Source organism: Streptomyces sp. NPDC088817 (assembly GCF_044750345.1).
Lineage (GTDB): Bacteria > Actinomycetota > Actinomycetes > Streptomycetales > Streptomycetaceae > Streptomyces.
In genome coordinates this window covers 293,024-305,457 of sequence record NZ_JBIVJN010000004.1, presented here as the reverse complement: position 1 = coordinate 305,457, position 12,434 = coordinate 293,024, and the positions used below count along the sequence as shown (strand labels likewise).

Here is a 12,434-nt window from a genome sequence, read left to right as displayed (position 1 = left end):
GCCTCTGCGGCGCGGCCTGCCTCCTGTCTCCGCCCCGGCTGGCCGCGCCCGGCGGCGCGCTCGGCGGCTGCGGGCATGAAGAGGGAGACACCCTCTGTGGCTGGGGCGGTCGGCTCCACGACTTTAGCCAGCCACTTTGGCGCGAGCCTCGAAGATCATGGCCCCAACGTCGTGCTTCAGCGGGCAGGTCCACAGACTGCCCGACGCGCCGGAAGCTTACGGGGCCATGATCACTCGCGCCAAAGCAGCTCCAGGCCAAAGTCGTTCCGCCGACCTTGGACTTCCCCATCCCACCGCATGGTGACCTGTGTCACACTAATACTCCGCTCGGTCGGCAGGGGAGGATTTTGTGGGGGCTGGCGCTGAAGAGTTCGCAATCAGGGTCGACATGATCATTGATGGCTTCATTGATCGAATCGAAGCAGCTCGCGACATTATTAATTTGGCCTCTCCTGTAATCAAAGCAGAGGATGGCCCAAGATCCGTCGTTCAAAAGTTCCTCAGCCAGCTCACCTACCTAACAGATGAAGAGCTGGAGCAGTTTTTCGCACTATTTCAGAAATCCGGAGAGAAGTCGGAAGGCAACGATCTCCCATGGCAACTCCGTCTACTTAACTCGGTTTGGGAGGAATTCAAAGGGAAGCCCTGGACGTCGAAGCTTGCAACAGACCTTCACACAATGCTGCGACGGCCTTCCAGAATCGACTTCCTGCTAGAGTCCACGGTTGTGTCCGCAGTGACGTCGTTCGAAGTCCTGTTCTCATCCCTCATAGCATCCTTCTTGAAGGTTTCGCCACAAGCGCTCGAAGCGATGTCCAGAGAGAAAGAGCGAGAGTTTTCCCTTCGAGACCTCAAAGGGCTATCCAGCATCGAAGAAGCCGTCGACCTGGCAATATCAAGAAGAGTCGATGAATTGATGTTCGGCAGCGTTGCCGAATGGCGCAAGTTTTGCATTGACAAGCTGAACATAAAGTTCGAGGATCTGTGTAGCGACTGGCCCGCTGTCCAGGAGATATTCCAGCGACGCCACGTTCTTGTACATGCAGGGGGAGTGGCCTCCCACAGATACGTTGCCTCCGTCGCCTCAGCCGGACGATCAGTAGACGTCAAGGTAGGGAAGAAACTCAACACATCCGAAATTTACGTTCACCAGACCCTCGACGCCATTATGTCCTTTGGGATCTTGCTCGCTAGCTCGATTGGAATGAAATTCGCCAAAGAGCATGAGAGTACGATTCTAAGTAGTCTACATAAACTCACATACACCCGCCTTCTAGCCAAGCAAGATGAACTAGTTAAGCACTTGTGCACGGCCGGAGAAAAGATCGCCGTAGGGTACGACGACCAACTCCTTTTCAAGGTCAACGGCTGGATCGCCCTTAAGAGAACGGATCCCAAGGCTGTCGCGCTTGAGATGAAGCAGTGGGACACGTCTGCGCTAGAAGATAGGTATAAACTGGCGAAGATGTGCCTTGCGAGCCAGAACGACGAAGCGCTCGGTTTGATGAAAAAAATGCACTCTGCGGAAAGTCTCAGCTCGGAGGATGTGCTTGAGTGGCCTCTTTTCGAGGAACTCCGCAATATGCCCGATTACGTAGAGTGGAGCAAGAACATATCTCTGCCCTTCGGAATCTCTAGCATTCTAGGAAAAGAGTTCTACCTTAATCCCAGAACTAAAACCCTACATACGGAAGATTGCCGACTTCTCGGTTCTTCGATCAAGGTGGGCTCCCTGGCTGACTACGACCCAGGGAAATATCACCTCTGCTCAATCTGTGATCCCTTCCCCAAGCAAAGAAAATCAATTGAGCGTGCGGGAGAGCAGAGCGCCGCAGCCTCCACCGGTGCGAGCGGAGACAGCAGGGGACCAAAAGGTCACAGCCCAGGCAAGCCGCCCGCGATCGACTAATCTACAGAGATCCTGCTGATCGGACGGTAGGGCGAGACGAGCGCAGCGCGGTGAGTGTCCAACTGCGTGACAACGCCGACGAACAGCGGCGGACAACCGCAGACACCTGTGGACCATCTCCGCAGGCGAGAGGCGCACAAGCCCAAGGTCGAGCGCCCGCCCAAGTTGCTTCGGGACGAAGAGGTCACCACGCAAGGCAAGCCACCGCCGGTGCGGCACTGATTAGGCCTGGACAAGGCCGGATCCATTGCTGCGATACTGACGCGACGCTGGACTGAGCCCAGCACTGCTGGGTTCCGGACTGTGTGCGCTCGTGGCACTTGTGTGCCGTCGTGTTGCTCGCTCCAACCGTGACGGAACGTCTCAGACCGTGTGCGAGAGGGTGATGGCTATGGTGACTTCCCTGATGGTTGCTGGTCGCCAGATGGTTGCTGGCTTCTGTGAAGGCATCGTTGGCGGGGCTTGCTTCGCCTTGATGACGGGTGCAGCAGTGCCGGGCTGAGTCCAGCGTTCGTGTGGCGGGCTGACGTCCACCGCTGACATCAACAGTGGCGGATGTCAGCGGTCCCCTCTCTGTCAAAGTAGGTCGAGTCAGGCATACTGGATGATTCATTGCGTCGAGGGCGGAGAAGGAGTAGTGCCCGGGTGGCCAGCACGAATGACCACGGGACCCCTGATCCGCAGGTGGAAGCCCGTTCGACCGGTCCGCGCCGGTATACCGCGGAGTACAAGGCGAGGATCCTCGCCGAGTACGAGACGTTGGACAAGAAGGGCAAGGGTGCCCTGCTGCGGCGGGAGGGCCTGTACTCGTCGTTGATTACGACGTGGCGGCAGCAGCGGGACAAGGGCGCCCTGGACGCGCTCGCCGCGCCGGCCGGACGGCCGAAGGCGGACCCGCGGGACAGGGAGATCGCGAAGCTGAAGGCGGAGAGGGACCGGCTGGAGGCCGATCTCGCCAAGGCCCGCACCGTGATCGAGGTCCAGGGAAAACTCTCCGCGCTGCTCGACCAGTTCGCCACGGACAGCGCCCCGAACCAGAACGGCGAGAAGGACCAGTGACCGGGGCCGACCCCGCGGCCGTGTTCGAAGCTGCCCGCGACCGGGCTCTCGAAGAGCTCACCGGGCTGGTCGGACGCGTCCAGGCATGCGCCGCGCTCGGTGTGAGCCGGGCCACCTACTACCGCCACCACCGCCGCAGCCCCGCCCCGGCCAGGCCGCGGCAAAAACGACGCCGGCACCCCCGCGCTCTCGCCCCGGAGGAGGAGATACGGGTCCTCGACGTGCTCCACTGCCCGGAGTTCGCCGACATGGCGCCCGCCGAGATCTACGCCATCCTTCTGGACCGGGGTGTCTACCTGTGCTCGGAGTCGACGATGTACCGGCTCCTGCGACGCCGTGGCGAGGTCCGTGAACGCCGCCGCCAGGCCGTCCACCCGCCCCGGGCGGTGCCCGAGCTGATCGCCGAGGGCCCGAACCGCGTCTGGAGCTGGGACATCACGAAGCTGAAGGGACCGGTCAAGGGCGTCTACTACTGCCTCTACACGATCATCGACATCTTCAGCCGCTACACGGTCGGCTGGATGATCGCCGACCGGGAGAACAAGGACCTCGCCGAGCGGTTCCTGTCCGAGACGATCGCTAAGTACGGCGCCCGACCAGGTCAGTTGACGATCCACTCGGACCGCGGGTCCCCGATGGTCGCGCAGAACGTCGCCCAGATGATGGCCGGCCTCGGCGTCACCAAGTCGCATTCGCGGCCGAAGACATCGAACGACAACCCGTACAGCGAGAGCCAGTACAAGACCCTGAAATACCGGCACAACTTTCCCGAGCGTTTCGGATCCCTCGAGGACGCCCGGGCATGGTGCATCCGCTTCTTCACCTGGTACAACGAGGAACACCGGCACTCCGGGATCGGCCTGCACACCCCCTACGACATGCACTTCGGCCTCGCCGAGCAGCTCCGCGAGATGCGTGCCGACGTCCTCCAGGCCGTCTACGCGAAGCACCCCGAACGCTTCGTCCGCAAGCCGCCCGAGCCGCCGAAACTCCCCGCAACGGCCTGGATCAACAAGCCGGCACCAGACAGCCCACTGATCCCAGCACAACGTTAGAACGATCTACCTGCCTTGATCGCTTTGACAGGTTCCGGTCCTGCGTAGCTGCCGGTAGACGATGTAACCGCCTGGCTCGGGTGTGAGCCACGGATGGATCGAACTCCTTAAAGCGGTGTTCTCGGGGCCTCTTCCCCCAGGTGTGCCCCAGGGGTGTCCAGCAATGGAGAAGCCGCAGGTGAGCGGTGTTGAGGGGAGCCCGCTGTAAATCTGCCGGCTCAGCCTTCCCAGGTTCGAATCCTGGCGCCGCCACAGGACCGAAAGGGTCTGTGATCAGCAGTAATGCTGATCACAGACCCTTTCGGCGTTCACCGGCACAGCCTGATCGCTGTGGGCGCTCTTTCCCAGTGTGTCTGACTCTGATTCGGGTGCTGACCAGTCCGCGTGGGGCAGATGTGGGGCAGCTTTAGACCCAGAGCAGTACGGCCACACCGTGGCCGGCCCGCGCGGTCTGTAAGTCCCCGGTGGGGAGCCAAGTCGCGCAGGCCGTCTGCCGTACTCGGCAGGTGAGGGGCCGCGTCCGGGTGGTCATCATGATGAGCCAGGGGCGTGGCGTTGTGGGTCCGCCGGAGGTGAGAGAGGAAGGCGAGGGGGATCGGGGCCGTGACAGAGGTGTTCGGCAGGGCCGTGGACGTGTTCATGGTGGCTTTGGGGTTGGGGTGCGTGTGGTTGGGAGAATGGGCCCTGCTCCGGCCGCATCGGCCACCGGAGCAGATCCAGGGACCTGTGTGGGTAGTCCGCGCCTGGGGGCTCGGCTACGTGTTGCTGGGGATTTCACTCACCAGCGAGACGGTGACCGTGATGGCCGGCGGGGAGCCGGGTCGGCCGGCGGGCGTGATCCGCTGGGTTGCCGGACCGCTCGTGGTCGGTTCGATCCTGGTGGCGTTCCTGTCCCGGCGGTGGGAGCGCTGTCGGGCCCGGGCCATGGATGAGGGGCGGCAGGCGTGAACCGGTCCGTCTCCTGGAGTGAGGCGGCGCTCGTGGCCGTTGCCTGCTGGGCGGTCAGCGGTCTGGGATACGGCGTGCTCGCCGCCCTTGACGAGCCGCAACTGTCCCCTGTGCCCCTCATCGTCATGGGGCTTTCCCAGTGGTTCTGGGCGAGCCACCGCTTTTGGCTGGCCGGGGTCGCGGCGAGTCTTGTGGGGGCTGTCGTACTGTTCGCTCTCGTCGACGTCCTGCGTCCGGATCTGGGCCGGTACGTTGCGGACGCGCTGGCCACGGGGGCCGCGGCGACGGTCGCCTTGGCCGTCTTCACCCTGGTCGCCCGCGGGAAGGGACGCCATCGTGACGTAGCACGCTGACCAGTTCGTGGGCCACCGGCTCATCCCGCATCCCGCGCAGCCCGAGCCGGGTGCCGTCCGGCGGCACACATCCAACACCGCATGTGAGGCCATGATCACTCCGGCTCGGGTTCCACTCCCGAAGGGCCGGGTCGATCCGGCCGTTCGCGCGTTCCCGGGTCCGGAGGAGCGCTCACTCAGACCGTGGAGTCGGCCGTCCACGTCTCCCAGTTCATGTTCCAGCCGTTGAGGCCGTTGTCCGGCTGGATGATCTTCTCCGAGTCGGGAGAGTTCTTGACGATGATCACGTCACCGACGAGAGAGTGATCGTAGAACCACTTGGCGGGAGTGTCTGAGCCTCCGCCCCGGACATCGCGCAGACCGATGCAACCGTGACTGGTGCCGACGCGGCCGAACGACGAAGGATTCCCCCAGTAGTTGCCGTGCACGAAGGTCCCGGACGTGGGCAGGCGCACCATGGAACCTTGGCGTGCTGTCGTTTTCCGGACAGTGGTGCATCTGTGGGGCGTCGGGGTGCTGGGGCCGCCGTGAGGCAAGATCACACGCTGGCTGCCGCGCGGACGGGGAGGGCGGAAGGCGACATGGCCGAGAGGGCGCGTATCGGGCCGCCCGGCCCTGTGGTGCGGCAGTCACCGAGGACTGCCTGCGGCCCGTCCAGGCCACCGTGCGCGGCACGGAGATCCGGGAACAGGCCAGGAACCAGCGGTACGACCTCCGGCTCACCGGACCCGGCAGTGGCCATGGGCGGAGCCGAGCCGCTGCTCAGGCACCTGCGTGCCGGAGACGTGGTCACCGTCACCATGTGGCGGGGCTACGCGACCGCCGTGAGCAAGGACGGCGTGACGCAGCACTCCGACGACACCCCCGAGGGACTGCCCCTGTGGGCCACGGCCATCGCTCTGGCCCTGCTCGCCGCTGGCCTCTTCGCCGCCTACGCGGGAGGGCACGCGGTCGCGCGCGCTCCCGTCCATGCCGCGACCGGGCTGCCCACACGCCTGCGGAAGCGTGGGTTGCAGGCGATCGGTGCCGTGTTCTGCGCTGTTCCGGCGGGGATGTTCGGCATGTGGACCGGCCCTGTCGGGGTGATCGTCCTATGGGCGGTCCTCGTCGGAGTGCTTCTCGTGGCGACCCGACGCCTCGACGCGCCGAACCGGAGCTGGGGCGGGGGCCGGCACGCGAGCCGCGCGGTCACCCACTCGGCGTGAGACCACGGGGTGATGCCGTGCACACTGGGGTCATGTCCTCGCGCCGCAGACTCTGCCCCGTGTGCCGTCGGGAGATCGCCGTGGTCGCCGGGCGGTTCGCGCGGCACGATGCGCCCGGGACGCGGGCGAGCGGCGGGCTGACCTCCTGCGACGGGTCGCGTCGGATGGCGCAACTCGGCGCCGTGCAGCCGTCGTTGGACGGCTATGCCGTTCCGGAGTGTCCTGGGCAACTGCCGTTGTTCTGATGCTCAGTTGCCCGCCACCGACTTGACCGCCACCGATACCGGCGCCGAGCCGCTGATGAGTTCCAGGGTCAGTCCGGCCGTCGCCGGGGTCTCCACCAGTTCGGCCAGTACGGCGGCCACGTCGTCGCGCGGGATCATGCCGCGGCCTGTGTGGGCCTCCAGACGCACCTGGCCGGTGCCGGCGTCGTTCGTCAGCGAGCCGGGGCGCAGGATCGTCCAGTCCAGGGCCTCCTGACGGCGGACGTGGTCGTCCGCCTCGCCCTTGGCGCGCAGGTAGACGTCGAAGACCTCGTCGCCCTTGTGCGCCGCGTTCGCGCCCATCGAGGACACCACCAGGTGGCGGCGCACGCCCGCGCGTACGGCCGCGTCGGCGAACAGGATCGCGGCGCCCTTGTCCACCGTGTCCTTGCGCGCCGCCCCGCTGCCCGGGCCCGCGCCCGCCGCGAAAACCGCCGCGTCGGCGCCCCGCAGCAGCCGCGCGACCTCGTCGGCCGACGCCGACTCCAGGTCCAGCACGACCGGTTCGGCGCCGGCCTTCCGCAGGTCCTCGCTCTGCTCGGCACTGCGGATGATGCCCGCCACCTCGTCCCCGCGCGCGGCGAGCAGCCGCTCCAGCCGCAGCGCGATCTGTCCATGACCACCAGCGATGACAATGCGCATGTTTCCGACCGTACGCCCGGACGGCCGCATCTGCCGCACGACTCCGGCCGTGCCCAGGGGGCCTTGCACCCCCCCGTCCCGCCGCCCCCCGCACCGTCAAGAAAGCTCCCCCCGCCCCTGCCGTGGCAGCCCCAGTTCCGCCGTGGCCGCGGAGTCGGAGAATTCGCGTACCGCGCTCGTGCGGGACACGACGCGGCCCCGGTGGACCACGATCCGGCTGTACGCCAGCGACAGCGCCCCCGCGAGCCGGTCGCCGCGTACCGCGAGCAGTTCGGCGGGGAAGCCCGCCTCCACCCGCACCTCGGGCAGGCCGAGCACCGCGCGGGCGGACGCGCTCACCGCGTCGTAGGCCTCCTCGGGGCACAGCCCGTCCCGTGAGGCCAGCAGGTAGGCGGCCTCCAGCGGGTCGCCGCGGCCCACCGGGTTCGACACGTCCCGCAGGGCGCCGCTGCCCGCGGCCACCCGGACCCCGGCCGCCCGCAGCAGCCGCACCGGCGCCGTCCCGCGCCCCTCGGTGCCGCCGCAGCAGCCCTGGGGCAGGCACACCACCCTCACCCCGGCCGCGGCCAGCTGGTCCGCGGCCCGGCCGGCCGCCCCCGCGGGCAGCCCCGCCAGGCCGCCGCACGGGCCCAGCGTCACTCCCGGCCGCAGCCCGCCCGCCATCGCCGCGATGCGCGCGAGGCGGGCCGGGTCGGCGCCGTCGGTGTGCAGGTCGACGGGGCAGCCGTGCTCGGAGGCGACCTCAAGGACCGCCTCGACGTAGCCCGTCGGGTCCGGGTCCACGTCCGGGCAGCCGCCCACGACGCACGCGCCCATCTTCACCGCGTCCCGCAGTATCGCCAGGCCGTCCGCTCCGGCCGCCCCGGTCAGCACGCGCGGCACCGCCACCGTCGTCAGCTCCGTGAGCCCGCGCAGCGACCGCCGGGCCCGCAGGGCGGCCGTCAGGACGCCGAGCCCCTGGACGTCACCCACGCGTACGTGTGCGCGCACGGTCGTCGCGCCGTGACCCAGTTGCAGCAGCGCGGCCTCGGTGGTGCGGCGCTGGACGTCCTCCGGCTCGTACGACACCGGTCCGCCGCTGTCGGCGGTCAGGGCCGTGTCGGCGTGGGCGTGGGGCTCGGCCGGGGCCGGCAGGAGCAGGTAGCCGCCGAGGTCCACGCGCGGCGTGCCGCCCCGCGAGCCGTCCGCGCCGAGGCTGCCTGCGGTGCCGACCGCCTCGATGCGCTCACCGGCCAGCCGTACGTCCACGGTCCGCCCGTCGGTCAGCCGGGCCCCGCAGAGCAGCAGCCCGTCCGGGCCCGTCCGTCCGGACGGGCCCGGCGAGGAGGACGAGGGGGGCGGTGGCTGTCCGGGGGGCATCGCACTCCAGATACGAAAGGCGACTGGGGCTCGGGGGCACGGATCGCGGGGCCGCGCGGGCCACGCAAGATCACGCAGAGTGAGTCGAGCCTAGGGCGGCCGCCGGGCCCGACGAGGGAGGAGCGCAATAGTCGTACCGGTGTGGCCGCGGGCCTGGAGCGACGCCGGGAAACGGATTTGGGTGAACGGCCGCAGAGCGTGTAATGTCTTCCTCGCTCGCCCCAATAGCTCAGTCGGCAGAGCGTCTCCATGGTAAGGAGAAGGTCAACGGTTCGATTCCGTTTTGGGGCTCTGATGTGAGAGGTTCCCGTCGCAAGGCGGGGCCCGATCGCATCGCAGCGGTGTAGCTCAGTCGGTAGAGCAAGCGGCTCATAATCGCTGTGTCACCGGTTCAAGTCCGGTCACCGCTACTCACAGTAGCCGATTGCGGGGTCGGTCCTTCGATCGGCTACTCTTTTTGCGTTGACATAGCCTACCCGTTCGTCAAGGAGCACTCACGTGGCTGCCACCGACGTCCGCCCGAAGATCACGCTGGCCTGCGTGGAGTGCAAGGAGCGGAACTACATCACCAAGAAGAACCGGCGGAACAATCCCGACCGGCTCGAGATGAAGAAGCACTGCCCGCGTTGCAACGCGCACACCGCGCACCGCGAGACGCGCTGATCAAACTCAGACATGAGGCCGCCCCCGCACCAGGGGGGCGGCCTCATGTTGTTTCATGTGCTTGTTTCATGTGCGAAAGCGCGGCGAAGCCCAGCCGCGGCCCGGTGACCGCCGGGCCCGCACGCCGGGCGACGTACAACCCCAGCGACACCAGGAGGTGCCGAGCCATGGCGCTCGACCAGTCCTTCGTGGGGCGGTCCTACCCGCCCACCGACCCCTACGAGGTGGGCCGGGAGAAGATCCGTGAGTTCGCGGAGGCGGTGGGCGACGCCAACGCGGCGTACACGGACCCGGAAGCCGCCAAGGAGCTCGGCCACCCCGATGTGATCGCCCCGCCGACCTTCGTCTTCGCGATCACCTTCAAGGCCGCCGGACAGGTCGTCCAGGACCCCCAGCTCGGCCTGGACTACAGCCGCGTGGTGCACGGCGACCAGAAGTTCGCCTACACCCGGCCCGTGCGCGCCGGTGACCGGCTCACCGTCACCTCCACGATCGAGTCGATCAAGTCCCTGGCCGGCAACGACGTCCTGGACATCCGCGGCGAGGTGCACGACGAGCTGGGCGAGCACGTCGTGACCGCCTGGACCAAGCTCGTGGCCCGCGCGGCCGAGGAGGCGTGAGGAATCCGATGACGGCGAAGATCGCCTACGACGACGTCGAGGTCGGCACCGAGCTGCCGGCGCAGACCTTCCCCGTGACCCGGGCCACCCTCGTGCAGTACGCGGGCGCCTCCGGGGACTTCAACCCGATCCACTGGAACGAGAGGTTCGCCAAGGAGGTCGGGCTTCCGGACGTGATCGCGCACGGCATGTTCACCATGGCCGAGGCGATCCGCGTGGTCACCGACTGGACGGGCGACCCCGGCGCGGTCGTCGAGTACGGCGTCCGCTTCACCAAGCCCGTCGTCGTCCCGAACGACGACGAGGGGGCCGTGATCGAGGTCTCCGGCAAGGTCGCGGCCAAGCTCGACGCGAACACCGTGCGGGTCGACCTGACCGCCATGAGCAACGGGCAGAAGGTCCTCGGGATGTCCCGGGCCGTCGTGCGCCTGGCCTGACGGCCACCCCGGTCCCGCACTCGCCGAGGTGCGGGACCGTCAGTGGGGTCTCGTAGTCTTGGCGCGTGCAGGAACTCCACGACGCGCCCCTCGCCCCGCTGACCACGTTCCGGCTGGGCGGCCCCGCGACCCGGCTGATCACCGCGACCACCGACGCCGAGGTGATCGGCGCCGTCCGCGAGGCCGACGCCCACGGCACGCCGCTGCTGGTCGTCGGCGGCGGCTCCAACCTGGTCATCGGCGACAAGGGCTTCGACGGCACCGCGCTGCGCATCGCCACCCGCGGCTTCGAACTCACCGGGACGACGCTGGAGCTGGCCGCCGGCGAGGTCTGGACGGACGCGGTCGCGCGCACCGTCGAGGCCGGACTCGCCGGCATCGAGTGCCTGTCCGGCATCCCGGGCTCCGCGGGCGCCACCCCCATCCAGAACGTCGGGGCGTACGGCCAGGAGGTCTCCTCCACGATCACCGAGGTCATCGCCTACGACCGCCGGGAGGGCCGCACGGTGACCCTGGCCGACGAGGAGTGCGCGTTCTCCTATCGGCACAGCCGCTTCAAGGCCGACCCCGAGCGGTACGTCGTCCTGCGCGTCCGCTTCCGGCTGGAGGACGCCGACGGGCTGTCGGCGCCGGTCAAGTACGCTGAGACCGCCCGCGCCCTGGGCGTCGAGGCGGGCGACCGGGTACCGCTCGCCACCGCCCGCGAGACCGTGCTGAAGCTGCGTGCGGGGAAGGGCATGGTGCTGGACCCCGAGGACCACGACACCTGGTCCGCCGGTTCCTTCTTCACCAACCCCATCCTCACGGACACCGACTTCGCCGCCTTCCGCGCCCGCGTGCGGGAACGGCTCGGCGACGGCGTCGAGCCCCCCGCCTACCCGGCGGGGCAGGGGCACACCAAGACCTCCGCGGCCTGGCTGATCGACAGGGCGGGCTTCACCAAGGGGTACGGCACCGGACCGGCCCGCATCTCCACCAAGCACACCCTGGCCCTCACCAACCGCGGCGGCGCGACCACCGAGGATCTGCTGGCCCTGGGCCGTGAGGTGGTGGCCGGGGTCCGCGAGGCCTTCGGCATCACCCTGGTCAACGAGCCGGTGACGGTCGGCGTGAGCCTGTAGACGCGGACCACGCGTCAGTACACGCGGACCACGCGTCGGCACACAAGGGGAGGGGAAACCATGGGGAAGCAACACGGCCGGCGTGCCGCGGCGGCCGTGACCGCGGCCGTCCTGGCGGGCGTGCTCGCCACCGGATGCGGCAACGGCGGCGCACGGGCGGGAGGCGGCGAACCGGAAGCGGCGGCGGCGTACACGAGCGTGTCGGAGATCGACGAGAGGCTCGCACCGGACGGCACCACCGTCCGCGTCGGATCCCCCTACGCCAAGACCGTCGTCCACCTGTACGAGGACCTGCGCTGCCCGGTCTGTGCGCAGTTCGAGACCAAGGGCGGGGGCGAGGGCCTGCGGGAGCTGGTCCTGGCCGGCGAGGTCCGGGCCGACTACACACTGGCCTCGTTCCTCGACGACCGGCTCGGCGGCGAGGGCTCCAAGAAGGCCGCCAACGCCCTGCGGGCCGCCCTGGACGCGGGCAGGTTCGCCGAGTACCACGAGGTGCTCTTCGCGCATCAGCCCGAGGAGGAGGTCGACGGCTACACCGACGCCTTCCTGCTGGACATGGCCTCCAAGGTCCCGGGCCTGCGCGGCGAGAAGTTCGACACCGCGGTCAAGGGCATGAAGCACCGCGACTTCGTGACCGCCTCCGAGAAGGCGTTCGACACGTCGGGCGTGTCCGGCACACCCACCATGAAGGTCGACGGCAGGACCGTCGACGCGGCGCTGGCCGGCGGCATCTTCGACAAGGAGACGCTTCCCCTGGTGATCGGCGCGATGGCCCGGTCCTGACGACCGCCACGCCCCCG

General features: G+C 68.0%; 13 protein-coding genes, 2 tRNA genes and 1 pseudogene. 13 read left to right on the top strand and 3 right to left on the bottom strand.

The genetic code is table 11. From position 1 onward, the window contains the following. Positions 1-349 precede the first annotated feature (349 nt). The 4 genes and pseudogenes from ACIP4X_RS09935 to ACIP4X_RS09920 all read left to right on the top strand — a co-directional run bounded on the left by ACIP4X_RS09935 (position 350) and on the right by ACIP4X_RS09920 (position 5,324). Positions 350-1,909 carry a hypothetical protein gene (locus ACIP4X_RS09935; protein WP_401347638.1) on the top strand — a complete coding sequence of 520 codons (1,560 nt, stop codon included), beginning with the start codon at positions 350-352 and terminating at the stop codon, positions 1,907-1,909. 645 nt (positions 1,910-2,554) lie between these two features. Then, positions 2,555-4,023 (top strand): annotated as a pseudogene (locus ACIP4X_RS09930) (IS3 family transposase). Between the two features lie 603 nt (positions 4,024-4,626). After that, positions 4,627-4,971, top strand: coding sequence for a hypothetical protein (locus tag ACIP4X_RS09925; RefSeq protein ID WP_401347637.1), 345 nt, complete (start codon positions 4,627-4,629; stop codon positions 4,969-4,971). Next, on the top strand, positions 4,968-5,324 hold the full coding sequence (locus ACIP4X_RS09920; protein ID WP_358736364.1) for a hypothetical protein: 357 nt from the start codon (positions 4,968-4,970) through the stop codon (positions 5,322-5,324). Before ACIP4X_RS09925 ends, ACIP4X_RS09920 begins: the two co-directional genes overlap by 4 nt. Before the next feature lie 176 nt (positions 5,325-5,500). Here ACIP4X_RS09920 and ACIP4X_RS09915 read toward each other — a convergent pair whose 3' ends face one another. Beyond that, positions 5,501-5,866 (bottom strand): L,D-transpeptidase, encoded by a 366-nt coding sequence (locus tag ACIP4X_RS09915; protein WP_358736362.1) that lies wholly within the window; start codon positions 5,864-5,866, stop codon positions 5,501-5,503. Positions 5,867-6,064: 198 nt separating this feature from the next. On the opposite strand from ACIP4X_RS09915, the gene ACIP4X_RS09910 reads away from it, so the two are divergent. Both ACIP4X_RS09910 and ACIP4X_RS09905 read left to right on the top strand, forming a co-directional pair. Then, complete coding sequence (locus tag ACIP4X_RS09910) at positions 6,065-6,529, top strand: hypothetical protein (RefSeq protein WP_358736360.1); 465 nt, start codon at positions 6,065-6,067, stop codon at positions 6,527-6,529. Between the two features lie 32 nt (positions 6,530-6,561). Then, the gene (locus ACIP4X_RS09905; RefSeq protein ID WP_100569981.1) at positions 6,562-6,774 is read left to right on the top strand and encodes a hypothetical protein; all 213 of its coding nucleotides are present in this window, start codon (positions 6,562-6,564) and stop codon (positions 6,772-6,774) included. A 3-nt stretch (positions 6,775-6,777) separates the two neighbouring features. Here the strand turns inward: ACIP4X_RS09905 and ACIP4X_RS09900 are convergent, their stop codons facing one another. Together ACIP4X_RS09900 and ACIP4X_RS09895 are read right to left on the bottom strand one after the other, a co-directional pair. Continuing rightward, positions 6,778-7,434 carry an SDR family oxidoreductase gene (locus tag ACIP4X_RS09900; RefSeq protein ID WP_358736358.1) on the bottom strand — a complete coding sequence of 219 codons (657 nt, stop codon included), beginning with the start codon at positions 7,432-7,434 and terminating at the stop codon, positions 6,778-6,780. A gap of 96 nt (positions 7,435-7,530) precedes the next feature. Beyond that, positions 7,531-8,793: an amidohydrolase family protein gene (locus tag ACIP4X_RS09895; protein ID WP_358736356.1), complete on the bottom strand. Its 1,263-nt coding sequence runs from the start codon at positions 8,791-8,793 to the stop codon at positions 7,531-7,533. Between the two features lie 218 nt (positions 8,794-9,011). On the opposite strand from ACIP4X_RS09895, the gene ACIP4X_RS09890 reads away from it, so the two are divergent. From ACIP4X_RS09890 to ACIP4X_RS09860, 7 genes are all read left to right on the top strand, one after another. Then, positions 9,012-9,084, top strand: a tRNA-Thr gene (locus tag ACIP4X_RS09890). A 46-nt stretch (positions 9,085-9,130) separates the two neighbouring features. Beyond that, positions 9,131-9,203, top strand: a tRNA-Met gene (locus tag ACIP4X_RS09885). Positions 9,204-9,291: 88 nt separating this feature from the next. Next, positions 9,292-9,456, top strand: coding sequence for a 50S ribosomal protein L33 (gene rpmG, locus ACIP4X_RS09880; RefSeq protein WP_003948671.1), 165 nt, complete (start codon positions 9,292-9,294; stop codon positions 9,454-9,456). A 167-nt stretch (positions 9,457-9,623) separates the two neighbouring features. Continuing rightward, positions 9,624-10,076 carry a MaoC family dehydratase N-terminal domain-containing protein gene (locus tag ACIP4X_RS09875; protein WP_358736354.1) on the top strand — a complete coding sequence of 151 codons (453 nt, stop codon included), beginning with the start codon at positions 9,624-9,626 and terminating at the stop codon, positions 10,074-10,076. Between the two features lie 8 nt (positions 10,077-10,084). Then, positions 10,085-10,513, top strand: a complete 429-nt coding sequence (locus tag ACIP4X_RS09870) for a MaoC family dehydratase (RefSeq protein WP_358736353.1) — start codon at positions 10,085-10,087, stop codon at positions 10,511-10,513. Positions 10,514-10,578: 65 nt separating this feature from the next. Further along, a complete protein-coding gene (locus ACIP4X_RS09865; protein WP_358736351.1) occupies positions 10,579-11,634 on the top strand; it encodes a UDP-N-acetylmuramate dehydrogenase in 1,056 nt (351 codons plus the stop codon). 60 nt (positions 11,635-11,694) lie between these two features. Next, positions 11,695-12,417, top strand: coding sequence for a thioredoxin domain-containing protein (locus tag ACIP4X_RS09860; RefSeq protein ID WP_358736349.1), 723 nt, complete (start codon positions 11,695-11,697; stop codon positions 12,415-12,417). Positions 12,418-12,434 lie beyond the last annotated feature (17 nt).

Coding starts and splice junctions, on each gene's coding strand:
- ACIP4X_RS09870 (WP_358736353.1), top strand. CDS start 10,085: ATGACGGCGAAGATCGCCTACGACGACGTCGAGGTCGGCACCGAGCTG.
- ACIP4X_RS09905 (WP_100569981.1), top strand. CDS start 6,562: ATGTCCTCGCGCCGCAGACTCTGCCCCGTGTGCCGTCGGGAGATCGCC.
- ACIP4X_RS09895 (WP_358736356.1), bottom strand. CDS start 8,793: ATGCCCCCCGGACAGCCACCGCCCCCCTCGTCCTCCTCGCCGGGCCCG.
- ACIP4X_RS09875 (WP_358736354.1), top strand. CDS start 9,624: ATGGCGCTCGACCAGTCCTTCGTGGGGCGGTCCTACCCGCCCACCGAC.
- ACIP4X_RS09910 (WP_358736360.1), top strand. CDS start 6,065: ATGGGCGGAGCCGAGCCGCTGCTCAGGCACCTGCGTGCCGGAGACGTG.
- ACIP4X_RS09900 (WP_358736358.1), bottom strand. CDS start 7,434: ATGCGCATTGTCATCGCTGGTGGTCATGGACAGATCGCGCTGCGGCTG.
- ACIP4X_RS09860 (WP_358736349.1), top strand. CDS start 11,695: ATGGGGAAGCAACACGGCCGGCGTGCCGCGGCGGCCGTGACCGCGGCC.